At 64.0% G+C, this 20,979-nt stretch carries 19 protein-coding genes; 5 read left to right on the forward strand and 14 right to left on the reverse strand.

The features are described from left to right. Window positions 1–12 precede the first annotated feature (12 nt). Window positions 13–1,551: a S41 family peptidase gene (locus tag ACR9ZC_RS25220; RefSeq protein WP_481582343.1), complete on the forward strand. Its 1,539-nt coding sequence runs from the start codon at window positions 13–15 to the stop codon at window positions 1,549–1,551. Window positions 1,552–1,571: 20 nt separating this feature from the next. Further along, the gene (locus ACR9ZC_RS25225) at window positions 1,572–2,366 is read left to right on the forward strand and encodes a HesA/MoeB/ThiF family protein (RefSeq protein ID WP_481582344.1); all 795 of its coding nucleotides are present in this window, start codon (window positions 1,572–1,574) and stop codon (window positions 2,364–2,366) included. 40 nt (window positions 2,367–2,406) lie between these two features. Here the strand turns inward: ACR9ZC_RS25225 and ptsP are convergent, their stop codons facing one another. The 7 genes from ptsP to ACR9ZC_RS25260 all read right to left on the reverse strand — a co-directional run bounded on the left by ptsP (window position 2,407) and on the right by ACR9ZC_RS25260 (window position 9,760). Next, on the reverse strand, window positions 2,407–4,161 hold the full coding sequence (ptsP, locus tag ACR9ZC_RS25230) for a phosphoenolpyruvate--protein phosphotransferase (protein WP_481582345.1): 1,755 nt from the start codon (window positions 4,159–4,161) through the stop codon (window positions 2,407–2,409). Between the two features lie 236 nt (window positions 4,162–4,397). Beyond that, window positions 4,398–4,667 carry an HPr family phosphocarrier protein gene (locus ACR9ZC_RS25235; RefSeq protein ID WP_331569347.1) on the reverse strand — a complete coding sequence of 90 codons (270 nt, stop codon included), beginning with the start codon at window positions 4,665–4,667 and terminating at the stop codon, window positions 4,398–4,400. A gap of 61 nt (window positions 4,668–4,728) precedes the next feature. Continuing rightward, the gene (locus ACR9ZC_RS25240) at window positions 4,729–5,247 is read right to left on the reverse strand and encodes a PTS sugar transporter subunit IIA (protein ID WP_481582346.1); all 519 of its coding nucleotides are present in this window, start codon (window positions 5,245–5,247) and stop codon (window positions 4,729–4,731) included. Window positions 5,248–5,375: 128 nt separating this feature from the next. After that, window positions 5,376–6,335 carry a glutathione synthase gene (gshB, locus tag ACR9ZC_RS25245; protein ID WP_481582347.1) on the reverse strand — a complete coding sequence of 320 codons (960 nt, stop codon included), beginning with the start codon at window positions 6,333–6,335 and terminating at the stop codon, window positions 5,376–5,378. A gap of 86 nt (window positions 6,336–6,421) precedes the next feature. Beyond that, complete coding sequence (gene gshA, locus ACR9ZC_RS25250) at window positions 6,422–7,711, reverse strand: glutamate--cysteine ligase (RefSeq protein ID WP_481582348.1); 1,290 nt, start codon at window positions 7,709–7,711, stop codon at window positions 6,422–6,424. Between the two features lie 219 nt (window positions 7,712–7,930). Further along, window positions 7,931–9,388, reverse strand: a complete 1,458-nt coding sequence (locus ACR9ZC_RS25255; RefSeq protein WP_481582349.1) for an ammonium transporter — start codon at window positions 9,386–9,388, stop codon at window positions 7,931–7,933. Window positions 9,389–9,421: 33 nt separating this feature from the next. Continuing rightward, a complete protein-coding gene (locus ACR9ZC_RS25260) occupies window positions 9,422–9,760 on the reverse strand; it encodes a P-II family nitrogen regulator (protein ID WP_020566534.1) in 339 nt (112 codons plus the stop codon). A gap of 393 nt (window positions 9,761–10,153) precedes the next feature. Between ACR9ZC_RS25260 and ACR9ZC_RS25265 the strand changes: the two genes are divergently transcribed. Continuing rightward, window positions 10,154–10,408 carry an accessory factor UbiK family protein gene (locus ACR9ZC_RS25265; protein ID WP_173255026.1) on the forward strand — a complete coding sequence of 85 codons (255 nt, stop codon included), beginning with the start codon at window positions 10,154–10,156 and terminating at the stop codon, window positions 10,406–10,408. A 113-nt stretch (window positions 10,409–10,521) separates the two neighbouring features. Further along, window positions 10,522–12,150 (forward strand): YifB family Mg chelatase-like AAA ATPase, encoded by a 1,629-nt coding sequence (locus tag ACR9ZC_RS25270; protein WP_481582350.1) that lies wholly within the window; start codon window positions 10,522–10,524, stop codon window positions 12,148–12,150. A gap of 318 nt (window positions 12,151–12,468) precedes the next feature. Here ACR9ZC_RS25270 and ACR9ZC_RS25275 read toward each other — a convergent pair whose 3' ends face one another. Continuing rightward, window positions 12,469–13,014: a hypothetical protein gene (locus ACR9ZC_RS25275; protein WP_481582351.1), complete on the reverse strand. Its 546-nt coding sequence runs from the start codon at window positions 13,012–13,014 to the stop codon at window positions 12,469–12,471. A gap of 170 nt (window positions 13,015–13,184) precedes the next feature. Here ACR9ZC_RS25275 and ACR9ZC_RS25280 point away from each other — a divergent pair, with 170 nt between their 5' ends. Continuing rightward, the gene (locus ACR9ZC_RS25280) at window positions 13,185–13,706 is read left to right on the forward strand and encodes a TlpA disulfide reductase family protein (protein WP_481582352.1); all 522 of its coding nucleotides are present in this window, start codon (window positions 13,185–13,187) and stop codon (window positions 13,704–13,706) included. 76 nt (window positions 13,707–13,782) lie between these two features. Here the strand turns inward: ACR9ZC_RS25280 and ACR9ZC_RS25285 are convergent, their stop codons facing one another. The 6 genes from ACR9ZC_RS25285 to ACR9ZC_RS25310 all read right to left on the reverse strand — a co-directional run bounded on the left by ACR9ZC_RS25285 (window position 13,783) and on the right by ACR9ZC_RS25310 (window position 20,926). Continuing rightward, window positions 13,783–15,165 (reverse strand): sigma-54-dependent transcriptional regulator, encoded by a 1,383-nt coding sequence (locus ACR9ZC_RS25285; protein ID WP_481582772.1) that lies wholly within the window; start codon window positions 15,163–15,165, stop codon window positions 13,783–13,785. A gap of 66 nt (window positions 15,166–15,231) precedes the next feature. Continuing rightward, window positions 15,232–17,151, reverse strand: a complete 1,920-nt coding sequence (locus tag ACR9ZC_RS25290; RefSeq protein WP_481582353.1) for a sensor histidine kinase — start codon at window positions 17,149–17,151, stop codon at window positions 15,232–15,234. A gap of 56 nt (window positions 17,152–17,207) precedes the next feature. Continuing rightward, entirely contained in the window at window positions 17,208–18,503 is a 1,296-nt protein-coding gene (locus ACR9ZC_RS25295; protein WP_481582354.1) for a dicarboxylate/amino acid:cation symporter, read from the reverse strand. 218 nt (window positions 18,504–18,721) lie between these two features. Further along, the gene (gene lipA, locus ACR9ZC_RS25300; protein WP_481582355.1) at window positions 18,722–19,747 is read right to left on the reverse strand and encodes a lipoyl synthase; all 1,026 of its coding nucleotides are present in this window, start codon (window positions 19,745–19,747) and stop codon (window positions 18,722–18,724) included. Beyond that, on the reverse strand, window positions 19,744–20,493 hold the full coding sequence (gene lipB / locus ACR9ZC_RS25305; protein WP_481582356.1) for a lipoyl(octanoyl) transferase LipB: 750 nt from the start codon (window positions 20,491–20,493) through the stop codon (window positions 19,744–19,746). Before lipB ends, lipA begins: the two co-directional genes overlap by 4 nt. A gap of 106 nt (window positions 20,494–20,599) precedes the next feature. Next, window positions 20,600–20,926: a DUF2917 domain-containing protein gene (locus tag ACR9ZC_RS25310; protein ID WP_440560611.1), complete on the reverse strand. Its 327-nt coding sequence runs from the start codon at window positions 20,924–20,926 to the stop codon at window positions 20,600–20,602. Window positions 20,927–20,979: the final 53 nt, after the last annotated feature.

A 20,979-nucleotide genomic window follows, 5' to 3' on the forward strand; every position in this document is an offset into this window, starting at 1 on the left:
GCAACCGACTCTATGCGCACGAAACTCAAGAATATCGGCCTGATCGCAGCGGGCCTCGCCGCCGGCGTGTTCGCAACCCTGCAATTTTCTGCCGCGGCGCAGCAGGCCACCTCCACTCCGCTGCCGCTCGAGCAGTTGCGCCTTTTTGCGGAAGTGTTCGGCCAGATCAAGCATGACTATGTCGTGCCGGTCGACGACAAGAAACTGCTGACCGAAGCCATCAAGGGCATGGTCTCGAGCCTCGATCCGCACTCGTCGTATCTGGACAAGACCGATTATCAGGAACTGCAGGAGCAGACGAAGGGGCGCTTCGCCGGTCTCGGTATCGAGATTTCGCAGGAAGACGGGCTCATCAAGGTCATCTCGCCGATCGAGGATACGCCCGCGTTTCGCGCCGGCATCCGCCCGGGCGATCTGATCACCCGCATCAACGACAAACCCGTGCGCGGCATGACGCTCGACCAGGCCGTCAAGCAAATGCGCGGCGACCCGGGCACGAAGGTCACGCTGACGCTGTTCCGCAAGAGCGAGGACCGCACATTCCCCGTCACCGTCACGCGCGCGATCATCCGCGTACAGAGCGTGAAGGCGAAGGTCGTCGCCCCGGGCTATGCCTACGTGCGCATCACGAGCTTCCAGGAACGCACGGTGCCCGATCTCGCGACCAAGCTCGCCGACATCGCGCGCGAGCAGCCGAATCTGAAAGGCCTGATCCTCGATCTGCGCAATAACGGCGGCGGCCTGCTGCAAAGCGCGGTAGGCGTGGCCGGCGCGTTCATGCCGCCCGATTCGGTCGTCGTTTCGACGAACGGACAGATTCCCGATTCGAAGCAGGTCTATCGCGATACCTACGCGAACTACCGGCTGCCGTCGTTCGACTCCGATCCGCTCAGGAATCTGCCCGGCATCTTCAAGACGGTGCCGATGATCGTGTTGACGAACGCCTATTCGGCATCCGCGTCGGAGATCGTGGCCGGCGCGCTGCAAGATGCGCATCGCGCCATGATCGTGGGCAAGACGACGTTCGGCAAAGGCTCCGTGCAAACCGTGCGTCCGCTGACCTCGGATACCGCGCTGCGTCTCACGACGGCGTACTACTACACGCCGAGCGGCCGCTCGATCCAGAACAAGGGCATTCGTCCTGACGTCCCGGTCGATCAATATGCGGACGGCGATCCTGACGACGCCTTCGTCACGCGCGAAGTCGACTACACGAACCACCTTGCCAATACGCAGGATCCGAACGAGAAGAAAGAACACGAGCAGCGCGAAAACGACCGGCTGCAGCAGTTGCAGCAGCTCGAGCAGGAAAACGACAAGAAGACGCCCGAGCAACGCGCCAAGGATCGCGAGCGCAAGCCCGTGGAGTTCGGCTCGGCCGACGATTTCATGCTGCAGCAGGCGCTGAACAAGCTGCAGGGCAAGCCCGTGCAGGAGTCGAAGTCGATCGCCGAGCGCAACCTCGCTCAGCGCAAGGTCCCGACATCGGCCTCGGCGCCGGTCGCGGTCAAGCCGGGCACGCCCGCGCCGGCCTCGGCTCCCGCCAAGTAGTCCCCGTTGCTGCGCGTGCCGTGAACGACGATCAACTGCTTCGATACTCGCGGCATATTCTCGTCGACGAACTGGGCATCGAAGCGCAGCAGCGGTTTCTCGATGCGCACGCGATCGTCGTCGGCGCCGGCGGCCTCGGCTCGCCGGCCGCTATGTATCTCGCCGCGGCGGGCGTCGGCAGGCTGACGCTCGTCGATGCCGACACCGTCGATCTGACGAATCTGCAACGGCAAATCCTGCACGTCACCGCATCGGTCGGGCGGAAAAAGGTCGAATCGGGTCGCGAAGCAATTGCACGGCTGAACCCCGATGTCATCGTGAATGCGGTGGACGAGCGTATCGACGACGCTTGGCTCGACGTTCACGTGCCGGACGCGAGCGTGGTGCTCGATTGCACGGACAACTTCGCGACGCGCCACGCGATCAACCGCGCCTGCGTCAAGCACGGCATACCGCTCGTGTCGGGCGCCGCGTTGCGCTTCGACGGCCAGATCAGCACGTTCGATTTCCGCGACGCACACTCCCCGTGCTACGCCTGCATCTTTCCCGAAGACCAGCCATTCGAAGAAGTTGCATGCGCAACGATGGGGGTGTTCGCACCCACCGTCGGCATCGTCGGTGCAATGCAGGCAGCGGAAGCGCTGCGTGTCGTGGCGGGTATCGGCGAAACGCTCGTAGGGCGTCTCATGATGCTCGATTCGCTGCGCATGGAATGGACGACGATGAACATCGCACGGCAGCCCGATTGCCCCGTGTGCAAAGCCCGCGGGCGCCAGCAGAGCGCGCCGGGCGACGGTACTCAGCGCGCGGACTAGCCGACACGGCTTCGCGCGCGTTCCAGGACTTTTGCAGGCGTCATAGCTGAGCGACGCATTTGAGCGCCGCTTGCACTTCCTCGGGCTCGAAAGCGGCCAGCACGTCCGCCACCGGTTTTTCGAGCGCCCGCAAATCGGCGCGCAAGATCTCCTGCTTGACCACGAGCAACTGGCTCGGGTGCATCGAAAACTCGGTCAACCCCATGCCGAGCAACAGCCGTGTCAGCTGCGGGTCGCCCGCCATCTCGCCGCATACCGATACCGGCACACCCGCGCGCTTCGCCTCGCGCAGCGTGAACGCAATCAGATGCAGCACGGCCGGGTGCAACGGGTCGTACAAATGCGCGACGGCATTGTCGGCCCGGTCGATCGCGAGCGTGTATTGAATGAGGTCGTTCGTCCCGATCGAAAGAAAGTCGACGCGCTTCAGGAAGAGCGGCAAGGCGATCGCCGCAGCCGGAATCTCGATCATCGCTCCGACCTGTACGCCCGGATCGTAGGCGAGGCCAGCATCGTCGAGCTGCCGCTTCGCTTCGCGTATGAGATCGAGCGTCTGATCGATCTCCTGGGCGTGGGCGAGCATCGGCACGAGAATCTTGACCTTCCCCAACGCCGAGGCGCGCAGGATCGCGCGCAGCTGCGTCAGAAACATCTGCGGCTCGGACAGGCTCCAACGGATCGCCCGAAGCCCGAGCGCTGGGTTCGGTGCCGCCTCGTGCCCCTCGCCTCCTCCGAACGTTTCGAGCGGCTTGTCGGCGCCCACATCGATCGTACGGATCGTCACCGGCAGGCCGGACATGAGATCGACCGCCCGGCGGTAAGCCTCGAACTGCTCCTCCTCCTCGGGCAGATGATCCTTGCTCATGAAGAGAAACTCGGTCCGGAAAAGACCGACGCCGACCGCGCCCGCCTCCACGGCCGTTCGCGCGTCCTCGGGCAGCTCGATGTTCGCGCACAGCGAGATCTTCGTGCCGCAAAGCGTCTGCGTCGGCGCAAACTTCAGGCGCTGAAGCTTCTTTTGCTCGAGCGCCTTTTCGCTCTGGCGATAGGTGTACTCCTCGAGAACGATCGGCGCGGGATCGACGATCACGATGCCATGGTCGCCGTCGACGATGATCAGATCGTCCTGCCGGATCAGCGCACTCGCGTGCTGTACGCCCACGGCCGCGGGAATACCGAGGCTGCGCGCGACGATCGCGGTGTGCGAGGTGCGCCCGCCGAGATCGGTGACGAAGCCTTGAAACGTTTGCGTCTTGAACTGCAGCATGTCGGCGGGCGAGATGTCATGCGCAACGACGATCATTTCGTCGGTCGCGTCCCCGTTCGCGCCATCGACGAGCGCCACCGCCGACGGTGCGCCTGCGAGCGCCTTCAGGATTCGCTCGACCACCTGCTGAATGTCCGCCTTGCGCTCGCGCAGATACTCGTCCTCGATATCGTCGAAATGACGCACGAGGCGCTCGAGTTGCTCGGTCAACGCCCATTCGACGTTGTAGCGGCGCGTGCGGACGAGGTCCATCGTCTCCTGAACGAGCATGGCGTCGTTGAGGATCATCGTATGGACGTTGATGAAGGCCCCGACCTCGCTCGGGGCGTCGGCAGCGAGATCGCCGCTCAAGCGCTCCAGCTCGCCTTGCACGGCCTTGAGTGCCGCGCGGAAGCGCTCGAGTTCGCCTTCGATCTGAGGCGGCTCGATCAGATAGTGGTCGACGTCGAGCGCCGCCGGTGCGATGAGATAAGCGCGCCCGATCGCGATGCCGCGTGACACTGGGATTCCATGCAGCGAGAACGACACGCGCACCTCCTCGAATTATGTAATGCTGCGGGAGCCATACCGCTGCTATGGGCGTGCAACCCTAATCCGGAATTATAAATTCCATTGTCGTGCCTGACTGCTTGCGCTGCAGCATGTACAGACTTTTCCGCGTGCTCGGCGACGCGCGGAGCCCCGCCCGCGCCCGAGGATAGCGCTGAAGACAGCATAAAAAAAACCGCGGACTGCCGCGGCTCGTCGCCAGCGCCGGCGCCGCGTTACTGGCCTTCGCCGAACTTGTCGGCGATCAGCTTCAATAGCGCCTGCATCGCCTCGGCTTCATCCGGCCCCTCCGTTTCGATCGTCACCGTGCTGCCGATGCCGGCCGCGAGCATCATCACGCCCATGATGCTCTTCGCATTGATGCGCCGTCCGTTGCGTGTCATCCAGATTTCCGACTGAAAGTTGCCCGCGAGCTGAGTCAGTTTGGCCGACGCACGTGCGTGAAGCCCCAGTTTATTGACGATCGTCGTTTCGTTTTGAAGCATCTACGGTTCCCTGCGGCCCGATAGGCGTTGGCAAGAGTCGGTGAAATCGAAAAAAGGCGCATCAGGCGCCGCTGCCGCGCGTACCGGTGCGCGGCGCTTGCATGGCTGTGGCTGGCAACGGCTCGGCGGCACTCAGCGGCGCACCGGTTGTCGGCAGACAGGGCGACGGCGCGCAAACCCCGCCCGGCGATGTCTGCGGTCCGATTGCATGTACCCCCTTCGCCGCACCGGTCAATGCTTTGTCGGCAAGCGTATCGAGCGGGGTCGTGCGGTAACAGACAGCGCGCACGAGCATCGGTAGGTTGACACCGGCCAGCACACGCACATCGGCGAGGCTCGCGAGCCTGCTGGCGATATTGGCGGGCGTCGCGCCGTACATGTCGGTGAGCACGAGCACCCCGTTGTCCTCGCGCAGGCGCTCGACTTCGGATTGCGCGAACGCGCTCACCTGTGCCGGATCGCAATCCGGCGTAACGTCGATCACGCCGATGCGCGCCGGAATCCCGCCATAAATGTGCGCGATGCAGTCTCTTAGCGCCGTGGCAAACGGCGCATGCGCGATGATCAGAATGCCTGCCATATCAGCCCTGCAACGAAAAACGACGACCTGCGCACAACCGGTGCAGGCCTACCCGGAAACGCAGGTGCGCCCCGGTTTGTTTTGCAATACAGCAATTGTAGCAGTCCATTTTCGCGCGAAACGCAACGTCATGCCGGCGCCGCACGCTCCAGTGCATCGACGAACATGCCGGCGACATCGAAGCCGGTTTGATCCATGATCTCGCGAAAGCAGGTGGGACTCGTGACGTTGACCTCGGTGAGCCAGTCCCCGATCACATCGAGCCCGACGAGCAGCAGCCCGCGCGAACCGAGCACCGGCGCGAGCGTTTCGGCTATTTCCATATCCCGCACCGACAGCGGCTGCGCCACCCCGACGCCGCCCGCCGCAAGGTTGCCGCGCACCTCGTTGCCCTGCGGTATTCGCGCCAGCGAAAACGGCACGACTTGCCCGCCGATCAGCAGGATGCGCTTGTCGCCGGCCGATATCTCGGGAATGAACTTTTGAGCCATGACCGACCTCGCCCCGTCATGGCTCAACATTTCGATGATCGAGCCGAGATTCATGCCGTCGCTCTTGACGCGGAATACGCCCATGCCGCCCATGCCGTCGAGCGGCTTCAGGATGACGTCGCCGTACTCGGCATGAAAGGCGCGCAATCGCGCCGCGTCGCGCGTCACGAGGGACGGCGCGACGAACTGCGGGAATTCGCCGATGGCGAGCTTCTCGGAGTGATCGCGAATCGTCTGCGGCTTGTTGAACACGTGCGCCCCGGCGCGTTCCGCGAGTTCGAGCAGCCAGGTCGATGTCACGTACTCCATGTCGAACGGCGGATCCTTGCGCATCAGCACGGCGCCGAACGACATCAGCGAGCGGTGCTCGTTGGGCCCGTTCTCGTGCCACACGTTACGATGCAAATCGGCCGTGTCGCCGACGATCGTGACCCGATGCACCGTTGCTTCGACGTTGCCCCCCGTCCACGCAAGGTGCTTCGGCTCGCACGCGAAGATCGCATGGCCGCGGCGTGCGGCCTCGGCCATCATCGCGTAGGTCGTGTCCTTGTAGATCTTGAAGCGTGAGAGCGGATCGGCGATGAAGAGGATATCCATGAAGCTCCTGCGCCCCCTTGCGGGGTTGTCGTTTGTTCAAAGGGGCCGCTCGTGGCCTGGGCGATGCGCGCGACGGCGCGCGCAGCTCAGACCTGGATGGCCTCGGGATCGGTCTTTTCGAGTTCGACGGACGCGGCGAGCAGGCCGAGCCGTGCCACGACGCCATACATATAGAAGCGGTTCGGCGGTGCTGCGCCAGGCTTCGCGTGCGCATCGGGCAGCGCCGTGTGCTCGAAGCCGAGCGGCACGAAATGCATGCCGGGGGCGTTGAGGTTCTGATCGCGCTCGCGCGAGCCGTGCACGCGGTAAAAACCGCCGACGACGTACCGATCGATCATGTAGACGACCGGTTCGGCCACTTCTTCGCCGATGCGCTCGAACGTATACACCCCTTCCTGCACGATCAGATCATGCATGGGCCGACCGCCTTTCGTCGCGGCCATGCGCGTGCGCTCGCCCTTCGAAAGGTGGGCCAGTTCGGATGCGTCATGCACGGTCATCACGCCGCGCCCGCCCGTGCCCGCATCGGACTTGATGACGACATACGGCTTTTCGCCGATACCGTACTCGCGATACTTGCGCGCGATCTTCTTGATGACGGCGTCGATCGCGTCGGTCAGCGCTTCTTCGCCGGTGTGTGCCTCGAAATCGACGTCTTCGACATGCGCGAAATAGGGATTGACCATCCACGGGTCGATCTCGACGAGCTTGGCGAACTTCTTGGCGACGTCGTCGTAGCAGGAAAAATGCGTCGACTTGCGGCGCACGGCCCAGCCCGCGTGCAGCGGCGGCAGCACGTACTGCTCGTGCAGATTCTCGAGTACCGGCGGCAATCCCGATGAGAGATCGTTATTGAGCAGGATCGAGCAGGGATCGAAATTCTTCAGACCCAGCCTGCGCGGCGTGCGCTCGAGCGGTTCGAGGACGATTTTCTGGCCGTCTTTGAGGGAAATCGTCACCGGGCCCGCGATGTTTTCGTCGAGCGTGCCGAAGCGCACGTTCAGGCCGGCTTGGCGCATGATCGTCGCGAGACGCGCCACGTTCTCGAGGTAAAACGCGTTGCGTGTCTCGTGCTCGGGGATCACGAGCAGGTTCTTTGCATCGGGGCAAATCTTCTCGATGGCCGCCATTGCCGCCTGGACAGCGAGCGGCAGCACTTCGTTCGGAAGGTTGTTGAATGCGCCCGGAAAGAGGTTCGTATCGACGGGCGCGAGCTTGAAACCCGCATTGCGCAGATCGACCGAACAATAAAACGGCGGCGTATGCTCCTGCCATTCGAGCCGGAACCAGCGCTCGATCGCCGGCGTGGCATCGAGGATCTTCCGCTCGAGATCGAGCAGTGGACCGTTTAACGCCGTAACTAGATGCGGAACCATGGAGCACTCGCAGACAGGGGAAAAAAGATTGTAGAGCAATTGCCCTGCCGATCTGGGGGCAGTTTTACCCTCCGCAAGCCTTGCCGGCCACCATATTTTCTATTGACCTGATTGGCGAAAGGGTCGTTCCATCCCCCGTACACGCGAAAAAACGAAAAAAAGCCCGCCTGAAAAGGCGGGCTGAATCGCTGTTGCTTAGTCGTTGGAAAGGCGGGCGCCTTATTCGACGTGCTCGCCGTGCAGGACGACGTCGAGACCCTCGCGCTCTTCCTCCTCGGCAACACGCAGGCCGATGACCATATCGATGACCTTGAGCAGCACGAAGCTGACGACACCGCTATAAGCGACCGTCGTGAGCACGCCTTTCGCCTGCAGAATCAGGCTGCCGTCCATGCCGCCGATGTCCTTGACCGCAAAGACGCCGGTCAGGAGCGCACCGAGAATACCGCCCACGCCGTGCACGCCGAAGCAATCGAGCGAGTCGTCGTAGCCGAGCTTCATCTTGAGCCAGGTGGCCGACCAGAAGCAGACGACACCCGCCGCGATGCCAATGGCGAGCGCACCGCCCACGCCGACGAAACCGGATGCCGGCGTGATCGCCACGAGGCCGGCAACGGCGCCGGATGCGATGCCGAGCGCCGACGGCTTGCCCTTGGCGATCCATTCGACGAACATCCACGCGAGCGCGGCGCAGGCAGTGGCGATCTGCGTCGTCAGCATCGCGAAACCGGCACGGCCGTCGGCCGCCACGGCGGAACCCGCGTTGAAGCCGAACCAGCCCACCCACAGCATGGCCGCGCCGATCAGCGTGAGTACGAGATTGTGCGGTGCCATCGCTTCGCGACCGTAGCCGACGCGCTTGCCCAGCACGAGGGCGCAAACGAGCCCGGCAACACCGGCGTTGATGTGCACGACCGTGCCGCCCGCGAAATCGAGGATGCCCGCGGCCGAGAGCCAGCCCGTCGGTTCCCAGACCATATGGGCGATCGGCGAGTAGACGATCAGCGACCACAGCGCCATGAACACGAGCATCGCCGAGAACTTCATGCGATCGGCGAATGCGCCGGTGATGAGCGCCGGCGTGATGATCGCGAACGTCATCTGGTAGACGAAATAGACCGATTCGGGGATCGTCGGCGCGAGATGGCTCACGGTCAGCGTCGTTGCCTTATCGCCCTTGATGAATGCCATCCCGGCGAGCATCGTGCGCGACAGACCGCCGATGAACGCGTTACCCGGCGTGAAGGCGAGCGTGTAGCCGATCACCGTCCACAGCACCGTCACGAGACACGTGATCGCGAAGCTTTGCATCACCGTCGCGAGCACGTTCTTCTTGCGAACCATGCCGCCGTAAAAAAGCGCGAGTCCCGGAATCGTCATGAACAGCACGAGCGCCGTCGAGGTCAGCATCCAGGCCGTATCGCCGGAACTGATCTTCGAGGAGTCGACGGAGAACGGCGCGGTCGGTGCGGCCTCGGAGGCCGCGGCCGGGGCCGCAGCCGATGCCGGTGCTGCGGACGCGGGAGCCGCGGCGCTCGCATCGGCAGCCGGGGCGGACGCCGCGGCGGCGGGTGCTGAAGCGGCGGCGGCGCCCGACGCGTCGTCCGCGAGGGCGGCGCCGATACCGCCCGCCAGCAGCGAGGCGGCCATCGCCAGGGACATCAGAAATTTGCGCATCTTTCGGTTTCCTCTTATCGCTAACTTTTTGACTTACAGGGCGTCGGCGCCCGTTTCGCCGGTACGGATCCGGATGACCTGCTCGATCGGCGTCACGAAGATCTTGCCGTCGCCGATCTTGCCGGTGCGCGCGGCACGCTCGATGGCTTCGATGGCCTGGTCGACGATGTCGTCCGATACGGCGGCCTCGATCTTCACCTTCGGCAGAAAGTCGACGACGTATTCCGCGCCGCGATAGAGCTCCGTATGGCCCTTCTGGCGCCCGAAGCCCTTCACTTCGGTGACCGTGATGCCCGAGACGCCGATCGCCGACAACGCTTCGCGCGCCTCATCGAGCTTGAACGGCTTGATGATTGCGGTAATGAGCTTCATGAAAATCCTCTTTTTCGTTGCGAGAACCCGTTTTCGTGCGGCCGCCGTGGCATGCCGGCCATATCGGCACCGCCGCCGCGAAATGGGGCGCCGGCCGATGCGGGTCCGAGTAGAGCAACTTATGTGCCATCACCTCCCTACGCGAATGCGCAGAACGAGAAGCGGACAAAACGTCCGAAAGCAGGCCGAACGGCCAGCGTCGGCTGGCCCCGCTGGCGCGGGCCGTCGATCGTTGCTAGAGTGTTCGCACGGTCTACGCTAGAGCGACGCACCATCGCCGCTCATGACTGTCTGATTCGGCGCACCGCGCGCACCGTTTCGGGTCATCGGTGCGTTATAGACGTTACTTTTCGAATGGGCTGCACTTTTTTTGTGCGTCCGAGGGGAACCATCATGAAGCAACCGAACGATATCTTTCAGGACTTCCAGGCGCGCATGAGCGACCTGCTCAAGCACTCGCCGGCGAAAGACGTCGAGCGCAACGTGAAGGCCATGCTCTCCCAGGGTTTCTCCAAGCTCGATCTCGTCACGCGGGAGGAGTTCGATACACAAGCGCAGGTGTTGCTGCGCACGCGCACGCGCCTCGAAGAACTCGAGCGGCGGGTGGCAGAGCTCGAGCAAAAGCTCGCCGCCTCGCAAGAATCCTGAGTCACCCTCCCTCTTTTCGCCCGGCGCGCGCGTAACGCGCTGCCGCGGCGTATCGCTCCTTGCCGTATCCGCAGGCGGCGCACCAGCCGCCTGCTTCATTCCCCGGAGAATCCATGTCGCTTGCCGTGGTGCGTTCGCGCGCGCCGGCTGCCGGCCGCGCGCCTGAAGTGACCGTCGAAGTGCATCTCGCCAATGGCTTGCCGTCATTTTCCATCGTCGGTTTGCCTGATCTCGAAGTGCGCGAAAGCCGCGAGCGCGTGCGCGCTGCGCTGCAGAATTGCGGCTACGAGTTTCCGGTCCGCCGGATTACCGTCAATCTCGCGCCGGCCGATCTTCCGAAAGAATCGGGGCGCTTCGATCTTCCGATCGCGCTCGGCATCCTGGCGGCGAGCGGACAAATTCCCGCTGCGGCGCTCGGGCCGCGCGAGTTTGCCGGCGAGCTTTCATTGACGGGAGCTTTGCGACCGATGCGCGGTGCGTTCGCGATGGCCTGCGGGACGGCGCGGCGCCGGCGGCACGATGGCGCCAGTCATTCGAGCCGGGACACGCCGCGCGAGCGGACCGGCATCGATGGCGGCGTGCAAGAGGCCGCCGCTGCGGAGCCTGGTCTGGGGCTGGGCCTGCCGGAACTCTATCTGCCGCTCGCCAGTGCGGGCGAGGCGGCGCTCGTGCCGGGAGTACATGTCTACGGGGCGCCCGATTTGCCCTCGTTATGCGCGCATCTCGCTGGAGCCGAAGATGGAACGTTGCGCCCTATCGAGGCGCCCTCGCTCGAGGCCCTCGCTGCACCCGCCGTACCCGACATGGCCGACGTGATCGGGCAGCCCGGTGCGCGCCGGGCGCTCGAGGTCGCAGCCGCCGGAGGGCATCACATGCTGATGGTCGGCCCGCCCGGAGCCGGCAAGTCGATGCTCGCGGCCAGGCTGCCGGGCTTGCTGCCGCCCATGTCCGACGAGGAAGCGCTCGCATCGGCCGCGCTGCTCTCGGCGAGCATGCTCGGTTTTTCCCCGGCGCAATGGCGCCGCCGCCCATTTCGCGCGCCGCACCATTCGTCGAGCGCCGCCGCACTGGTCGGCGGGCGCAATCCGCCGCAACCCGGGGAAATCACACTCGCCCACCTGGGCGTGCTGTTCCTCGACGAACTGCCTGAATTCGATCGCCATGTACTGGAGACGCTGCGCGAGCCGCTCGAGGCGGGCCGTATCACTGTCTCGCGCGCGGCCCAGCAAGCCGATTTCCCCGCGGCCTGCCAGCTCGTCGCGGCCATGAATCCCTGTCCCTGCGGGTGGCGGGGCGACCCGGCGGGTCGCTGCCGGTGCACGCCCGATGCGGCCACCCGCTACCTGCGCAAGCTGTCGGGGCCGCTCGTCGATCGCATCGATATTCAGATCGAGTTGCCCGCGCTGAGCGCAGCCGAGCTGTCCGCCCGTGCCGGAGCGTCCGGCGAGCCCACCGCCACTATCGCTCGGCGCATCGTCGCGGCCCGGGATCGCCAGTGTGCGCGGCAGGGCAAGACCAACCGCGAACTCGCAGGACGCGAAGTCGACGAGGTGTGTCGACCGGACGCCGGCGGCGAGCTGCTATTGAGGGAAGCGAGCGAACGCTTCGGCTGGTCGGCGCGGGCCTACTACCGGGTTTTGAAGGTCGCGCGAACCATCGCCGATCTCGCGGGCGATGACATGCCCAACAGCGCGCATGTGGCCGAAGCGATCCAATATCGGCGCGTCGCGTCGCTGTCATGAGCGCCGCAGTGCGCGCGGCCGGTCGTGCCCTTTATGCCAACGCCACGAGCTCCATGTTTTGGTAGGCTTGACTTATACACATATCTGGATTTGCGATTGATCATCGCTGTTTTGAAGGCATCACCCGAGAAAATTATCCCAAGCTATTGATTTTCATAGGAGCTTGCGCGCAAACAGCGAATGAATAGGTTGACTACAAGCCACCCGCGCAAGCGTTTGCGCCCGTGTTACACCGGTTTTCAACAAAGTTATCCACAACCTGGAGCAAATAGTCCGAAAAAACGGGCGAAGCGCAGCCCTCGGTGGGCTCCATCATCGTCAGAAGACCTTGAACGACTGAAAAAACTGGTCGGTTTGCTCTTCCGGCGGCGCGTCGTCGGCTATCACGGCGGCTTGATAAACGTGCGTGCCGCGCGCTACGAGCCAAGCGTGAATGGTCTTGTGCCTGCCCGTCGCCCCCACGGGGCCGTTGACTTCCAGTTCGAGTGCGGGGACATGGCCGCCATCGGCCACCGGGACGTCGATAGCGCGTGCGTCCGGTTTTGCGCCGACATTGCGCGCCAACGCGTCGCGCATCGAGTCGAGCACCGCGCGCTGCAGCTTCGGGTCGTCGCTCGGCATCGCAACGGTGCCCACAGAGAACATGGCGTTCTGAGCACGGGCGGCCCGGACGTGCATCCGCATGGTAGTGCCCGCAATGTCGATCGGTCTTTCGTCGATGAGCGGTTTGGCCGGCAAATCGATTGTGTAGCCGTTCGTGTCGTCGGTGATGGTGCGCCAATCGTAGGCCGGCGAGCAGGCGGCCACGGTGAAGGCGGCAAGCAGGAAGAGCAGCGCGGCAGGACGGCGGGGCATTCGAAGCATAAACAAGCGGTATCCGCCTTGAACTCCTTGAAGTGGCAGCAATTTACCAGAAGCCGATGGATAGAAGTCCGGCGCACGCGTCAGCGTGCCGTGCACGGCACGCGCCCGCAGGCAAATGGCGTTAAAATTGCGGCGCCGTTACCGCGCTTCGCGCTTTCGAGGTTTCATCCATGAGCCAGACCCCCGCTTCCGCCCGCCGCAGCCCACCGCGTTATGTCGTGCTGGCGCTCGCCGCGGCTGCCATTGCCGTCGCCGGCTATTTGACGTTCGGCACCTCGCAACGCGTGCCCGACGCAACGTTCACACTGCTGTCTGGGCAGAAAGTCTCCACGGCCGATCTCAAGGGCAAGGTGTACCTCGTCAATTTCTGGGCAACGAGCTGCGCCACCTGCGTCAAGGAAATGCCTCAGATGGTCGAGACCTATAATCGTTTCAAGGGCCGTGGGCTCGAGTTCGTCGCCGTCGCGATGAACTACGACGCACCGATGTACGTCGCGAATTACGCGCAAACGCGCCAGTTGCCATTCAAAGTGGCCATGGATGACGGTAGTGCAGCCAAGCAGTTCGGTAACGTCCAGCTGACACCCACCACTTTCGTGGTCGACAAGAACGGCACGATACTGAAGCGCTACGTGGGCGAGCCGCAATTCGCAGAGCTCGACAAGTTACTGCAAAACGCGCTGGGGGCTTGAGCAGGCTGCGCTCCACTGCGCTGCCCAAACGCGTTAGGCGAAGGTCGCGCGGCTCCGCGCGGAACGCACCACCCGCTCAGCCCGTTTCTTTTCCGGCCTCGCCGCGTTCGGCGAGGCCGTATCGTTTGATCTTCTCGTAAAGCGTCGCCTTGCCGATCTGCAGCCGGTCGGCTGCGGCCGCCACCGAACCGCCCGCCGCTTCGAGCGCATCGGCAATCGCTGCGCGCTCGAATTGCTCGACACGTTCTTTGAGCGCAGCCGCGGGCACGTTGGCGCCCTCCTCGCTCGAATCGAATGCGCCTTGTCCGTCGGCGATGCCGAGCACGAAACGCTCAGCGGCGTTGCGCAACTCCCGCACGTTGCCGGGCCAATCGCGTTCGATCAGGCGCGACCGCTGGCGCTCGGAAAGTACGGGCGCCGCACACTGGTAGCGCACGGCCGCATCGAGCAGAAAATGCTCGAAAAGCGGCACGATGTCTTCGCGGCGCTCGGTCAGCGGCGGCAGTGTGATCGTCACGACATTGAGCCGATAAAGCAGATCGCGCCGGAACGTGCCGGCTGCGACGTGCTCGGCCATCTCCCCCTTCGCCGCAGCCACGATGCGGCAATCCACGCGAATAGGCTGATTCGAGCCAAGCCGCTCGAGCACGCCCTCTTGCAGCACGCGCAGCAGTTTGACCTGCAGCGAGAGTGGCATGCTTTCGATTTCGTCGAGAAAAAGCGTGCCGCCCGAGGCGTACTCGAGCTTCCCGATGCGGCGTTTTGCCGCACCGGTGAAGGCGCCCGGCTCGTATCCGAACATCTCCGATTCGAACATCGGTTCGGGCAGCGCACCGCAATTGACCGCAACGAAGGATTTGGCGCGGCGGGGCGAGAGCTCGTGCAGACAGCGCGCGATCAGTTCCTTGCCGGCGCCTGTGTCGCCGTTGACGAGCACCGCGGCATCCGTTGGCGCAACCTTCGCAATGAGGCGCCGCACCTGTTCGATCGCGGCACTTCGTCCGATGATGCGCGGCACGAGCGCGTCGCGCTGACTGAGCTCGCGCCGCAGTGCGTCGTTTTCGAGCATCAGACGCCGGCGTTCCAATGCCCGACGCACCGTCTCGATGAGGCGCTCGGAAGCGAACGGCTTTTCGACGAAGTCATAGGCACCGTCGCGCATTGCTTGCACAGCCATCGAGATGTCGCCGTGACCGGTGACGAGAATGACCGGCACCTCCGGCACGTGCTCGCGGCAGTGTTCGAGCAGTTGCAGCCCACTGGCTCCGGGCAGCCGGATATCGCTCACGATGACCCCCGGGCCCGCGCCCGCTGCCTGGGCCCTGGCAAGAGCCACCTGAGCCGCTTCGACGGAGGGGTAGCCCGTCACATCGAAGCCGGCAAGCTGCAGGCTCTGCACGCTGGCCCGGCGCACGAGTTCGTCGTCTTCGATGAAGATCACTTGAAGGCTGTCGCTCATCGCTGCTGTCGCTGTCATGCCGGATATCGTAAAAACCGAAGGAGAATACGCTGCACGCGCAGTGGATCAACGCGCCGACGCGTCGCTCTGTGCATTCGACGCAAGGGCGCGGCGCAATATCAGTACGAAGGCCGCTCCGCCTTCCGGCATATTGCGCGCGCTCAGCGTTCCTCCGCAATCCCTGGCGATCGACGAGGCGATTGCCAGGCCGAGACCGAGCCCTTCTCCCATGCCCTTCGTCGTAAAAAACGGTTCGAACAGTCGCGGCAGCACATCCGCGGGGATGCCCGGACCATTGTCGCGCACCGTCAGCGAAAGGCTCGCGAACGACGCGCCGATCTCGATGCCGATGCGCGGCGCGTCGACACCGCTAACCGCGTCGAGCGCATTGCCGATCAAATTGATCAGCGCCTGCTCCAGCCGCAGTTCGTCGCAGTAGGCAACGAGCTCCGGGTGCTCGGCAGCGAGGTCGAGCGGCTCGCTGCACCCGCCGGACATCGTTTCGGAATCGTGGAGCGTGACATCGAGCACGACACCCTGCAACCGCTTTTGCAGCACGTTCAGCGAGTTGCACACCGCACGCACGACAGGCGCGCGCGCAGTGCGCGGCTGTGCCCTGCCGACGAAGAGCTTGAGCTGGTTCGTGATCTTGCCCATGCGCTCGGTCAGCGCCGCGATCGCCTCGAGATTTTCGCGCGCGGCGCCCTGCTCGCCGCGCTCGAGCAGCACACGCGTGTTGTCCGAAAAGGCTCGCAGCGCCGCCAACGGCTGATTGAGTTCATGCGTGATGCCCGCTGCCATCTGGCCCAGTGCCGCCAGCTTGCTCGTCTGGACGAGCTCGTCGTGGGCCGCGCGCAGCTCGCGCTCCGCACGGGTCCGCTCGCCGACTTCCGTCTGCAATCGCGCGTTGGCCGCGGAAAGATCTGCCGTGCGTTCGGCTACGCGCTCGTTCAGTTCGGCATAGGCGGCTTGCAGCATCGCTCGGCCTCGGATCATTTCGGCGAGCCGGGCGCGGCGCGTTCGCCAGTAAAACGCAAGCAAGCAGATCGACGCGAAGCCGAAGCCGACCGCTGCCGCTGCGTTGCGCGCATCGGCTCGCACCGGGTCGATCGAGGAGAGCGTAATCAGTTGCCAGGCCGGCGAGCCCAGCCACCGCCGGGTCGCAAGAAAGTGCGGGCCGAAGCGCGCGTCGCCGACGCGCACGATCTGCGCATTCGCATCGATCGTACGAACCGTGGCCATCGGCAGCTCGGCGATCGTCTGTTGGGCATATTGGCGTGTGCGCTCGATCGCCGCGGTGACCGACGCGGGCAGCGGCGCCACGGCACGGTACTTCCATGCCGGCACCGAGGACAAAAAGATAACGCCATGATTGTCGGCGACGAGCAACGGCTCGCCTGCATCCGAGCCGGGGAACCATTCGAGGTTGAGTTTGACGACGGCGGCGCCAATGATGCGTCCTTCGCGATAGACCGGCTGGGAGATGAAATAACCGGGCTCGTGCGAGACAGTGCCGATACCGAAGAAGCGGCCCACCTGGCCCTTCATGGCATCGATGAAATACGGCCTGAACAGGTAGTTGGAGCCGACGAACGTATCCGCGAGATTCCAGTTGCTGGCTGCGAGACAGAGCCCGTCGGCTCGCACGATGTAAGTCACCGTCGCATGCGCATGCCGGTTGGCATCTTCGAGATAGTGGTTGGCACGCGCGATGGCGTCAGCCGTCGGATGTTCCAGTGCTTCCTGGACGAGCGGGTGACTTGCGAGGAGGTAGGAAAGCGATTCGTAGCGATCGAGCGTGCTGCTCAATGCATTCGCCGTGCGGTCGGCTCGCACGGCGGCTTGTTGCTGGATGTCGTCGACACCGCGCAGCCAGGTGATGCGCCACGTAACGACGCATGCCGCGATGAGCACGGCGGCGAGCGCGAAAACGACGACAGCACGACGTTTCACAGCAGCGGGTTCCGGGCGAGGATAAAGGGCCATTGTGGCACAGCGCGCGAAATCCGCCGGCGCCGGCCGGAGCGCCGGCGCATCGAGGTTCAAGCTTTGACCGCCTCGCCTACTTCGACGTCGCCGCCGCTCAGGGCGCGCTTGAGCTTCGCACGGTCCAGCTCCTTTTCCCATGCCGATACCACGACCGTGGCTACGCCGTTACCGACGATGTTGGTCAGCGCGCGGCATTCGCTCATGAAGCGATCGATACCGAGAATCAGCACCATGCCCGAGACAGGGATCGTAGGCACGACGGCAAGCGTCGCGGCGAGCGTAATGAAGCCTGCGCCCGTGACGCCGCTGGCCCCCTTCGAGGTCAGCATGGCAACCGCGATCAGCGTGAGCTGCTGAGCCAGCGTGAGGTCCGTGTTCGTGGCTTGTGCGATGAAGAGCACGGCCATCGTCATGTAGATGTTCGTTCCATCGAGGTTGAACGAATAGCCCGTGGGCACGACGAGGCCGACGACCGAGCGCGAGCAGCCGAGCTTTTCGAGCTTTTCCATCAGTTGCGGCAGCGCGGCTTCGGACGAACTCGTGCCGAGCACGATCAGCATCTCTTCCTTGATGTAGGCGATGAACCGGATGATGTTGAAGCCCACGAGGCGAGCGATCGTTCCGAGCACGACGAGCACGAAGACGATAGCCGTCAGATAGAACGTGCCGATGAGCTTCATGAGCGGCAGCAACGAACCGAGGCCGTACTTGCCGATGGTGAAGGCCATGGCGCCGAAGGCGCCGATCGGCGCGAGCTTCGTCACGATGCGCACGATGCCGAACAGGACGTGCGACAAGCTTTCGATGAAGTTCGTAACGGGCTTGCCGCGCTCGCCGATCGTGGCGAGTACCGTACCGAAGAGCAGCGCGATCAGGAGGATCTGCAGAATGTCGCCGTGCGCGAATGAGTCGGTGAACGTCTTCGGAATGATGTGCAGGAAGAAGTCGACGGCGCTGTTGCCATGCGCCGCCTTCTCGGCGTACGAGGCGACGGCCTTGCCGTCGAGCGTTGCGATATCGACATTGAAGCCGGCGCCGGGCTTGAGCACATGGGTGGCGATCAGGCCCAGTACGAGCGCGAACGTGGAAACGACTTCGAAGTACAGGAGCGCCTTGCCGCCGACGCGGCCGACCTTCTTCATGTCCTCCATGCCCGCGATGCCGGTTACGACCGTACAAAAGATGATCGGCCCGATCACCATCTTCACGAGGCTGATGAATGCGTCGCCGAGCGGCTTCATGTCGATCGCGAGCTTGCTCGCGAAATGACCGAGCACGATGCCCGCGACGATCGCCGCGATCACCTGGACATATAGGATTCGATAGAAGGGTTTCTTGAGCGGGCGCATCGGCTGTCTCCTTGCTTGATTAATGGGTAGGGCCCGGGGGCCGCAGGCCATCTATCTGCAAGGTCGATGCCAACGTTAAGCACCATCTAACTGCTTGATTTTTATGGAATATTTTGCCGGCGCGGCACCTTCGATTCCGGAGTTCCGGAATCGCGGAACGAGGCCGTCCGGATAGCTGGACGGTTCCGTCCGTCCCTCAAAGCCGGAAGAACGCTTTTTTATATTTCCGCCACGACACCGGCGCCGTGCGCCTGCACATCCGCGTGGTAGCTCGAGCGCACCATCGCGCCGACCGCGGCATGCGTGAAGCCCATCTTGTAAGCCTCGGCCTCGTATATCTTGAAAACGTCCGGGTGAACGTACGCACGCACCGGCAGATGATGTTCCGACGGCTGCAGATACTGGCCGATCGTCAGCATATCGACATCGTGCGCGCGCAGGTCGCGCATGACCTGAAGGATCTCTTCCTCCGTCTCGCCGAGTCCCACCATCAGCCCGGACTTCGTCGCGACTTCCGGATGCAGCGCCTTGAAGTCCTTCAGCAGCTTCAGCGAATGGGCGTAGTCGGAGCCCGGTCGGGCTTCCTTATAAAGCCGCGGCACGGTTTCGAGATTGTGATTCATGACATCGGGCGGTGCGCTCGTCAGGATCGAGAGCGCACGGTCGAGCCGGCCGCGAAAGTCCGGCGTGAGAATTTCGATGCGGGTTTGCGGCGAAAGCTCGCGAACCTTCTGAATGCATTCGACGAAGTGCGCGGCGCCGCCGTCCCGAAGATCGTCGCGATCGACGCTCGTAATGACCACGTACTTGAGCTTGAGCGCCGCTATCGTTCGGGCCAGATTGAGCGGCTCCTCAGTATCGAGCGGGTCCGGACGGCCATGGCCCACGTCGCAAAACGGGCAGCGCCGCGTGCATTTGTCGCCCATGATCATGAACGTGGCCGTGCCCTTGCCGAAGCACTCGCCGATGTTCGGACAGCTCGCTTCCTCGCAGACGGTATGCAGGTTGTGCTCGCGCAGGATCTGCTTGATCTCGCTGAAGCGCGAGCTGCCCGTCGCCGCCTTCACGCGAATCCACTCCGGCTTTTTCAGCTTTTCGATCGGCACGATCTTGATCGGAATCCGTGCCGTCTTGGCTTGGGCCTTTTGCTTCGCGCTGGCGTCATATGCGGCGGTGGCGGGCTCGCGGACGTCGGCGGCGCCTGTCGTGGCGGCGTCGGCCGGTTGGGCATGAAGGTCTGTCATTCGGTAGATCCAGTCGATGAGCGATGCGCGAGAGCGATGTCGAGGTTGGCGGCAAGGCGCGCGGCCAGCGTGCCGGCGACATCGCGCCAGCCGGCGGTGACGCCGAAGGTGGCCATATCCACCGTTTCGAGCCCCGCATAGCCGCACGGATTGATCGCGAGAAACGGGCGCAGATCCATGTTCACGTTGAGACTGACACCGTGATAGCTGCATCCGTTGCGAATCTTCAGGCCAAGCGCCGCGATCTTCGCGCCGGCGTGCGTCCCCGCGCGTGGCCCGGGCGCCACATAGATGCCGGGGGCACCGGCACGGCGCTCGCCGGCGAGATTATACGCCGCGAGCGTCTCGATCACGGCCTCCTCGATCAGCGTGACGAGTTGACGCACGAGAATGCCGCGCCGCCTCAGATTCAGCAGCAAATAGGCGACGACCTGACCGGGCCCGTGGTAAGTGATCTGCCCCCCGCGGTCGACTTTGACCAGCGCAATGGCAGGGTCCGCCGCCAGCAAATGCGCCGGATTGCCGGCCTGGCCCAGCGTGAAAACAGGGGGATGTTCGACCAGCCAGAGTTCATCGGCCGTGGCGTCGGTACGCGATTCGGTGAACTCGCGCATCGCGGTAAAGCTGGCCTCGTAAGGTTCGAGTCCACGCCAGCGGACGGTCAGACCGGCGTCAGCCGTCGCCCTCGGGCTTTGCGGAATGAGTTCCGGAGAGACGGCGGTTTCGGGGTTCGACGCGGGACACATGATTCGCGCAGTTTACCGGAATCGGACCGACGCCGCCCGGCCGCCACTGCGCCTGCGCACGCGGGCGGCAGCAAGACGCCACCGCCCCGGTGGCCGCGAGCCTGCATCAGACCGCGTGCCACCCACCGCGCCAGCGCGCGGCGAGACGCTCCGTGAGCGCACCGAGCCAATCCTGAACGAGCGCACGGCTCGTCAGCGGCGCGACGAATCGTGCCTCGGCCTTCTCGCTGCCTTCGACGCTGAGCCACAAGCGCTCGCCGCGGCGCAGATGCAGCGCAGTGCCGGGCTGGAGCCAGTAATCTTCGACGTCATTGCTACGCGTCACCCAGAGCGGCCCACCCTCGGCCGTCAGCCGGGTGCTGTCGCCGATCAACATGGAAGCCGTTTCGCCAGGTTCGATTTCGAACGTGATGCTTGAGGATATTTTTCTCATGATCGTTTTCCAAAAAGGGGCCTTCGATGACTAGAATCCTAGGCGTGGCGGAC

This window comes from Trinickia sp. HAY1-2D, assembly GCF_056754935.1.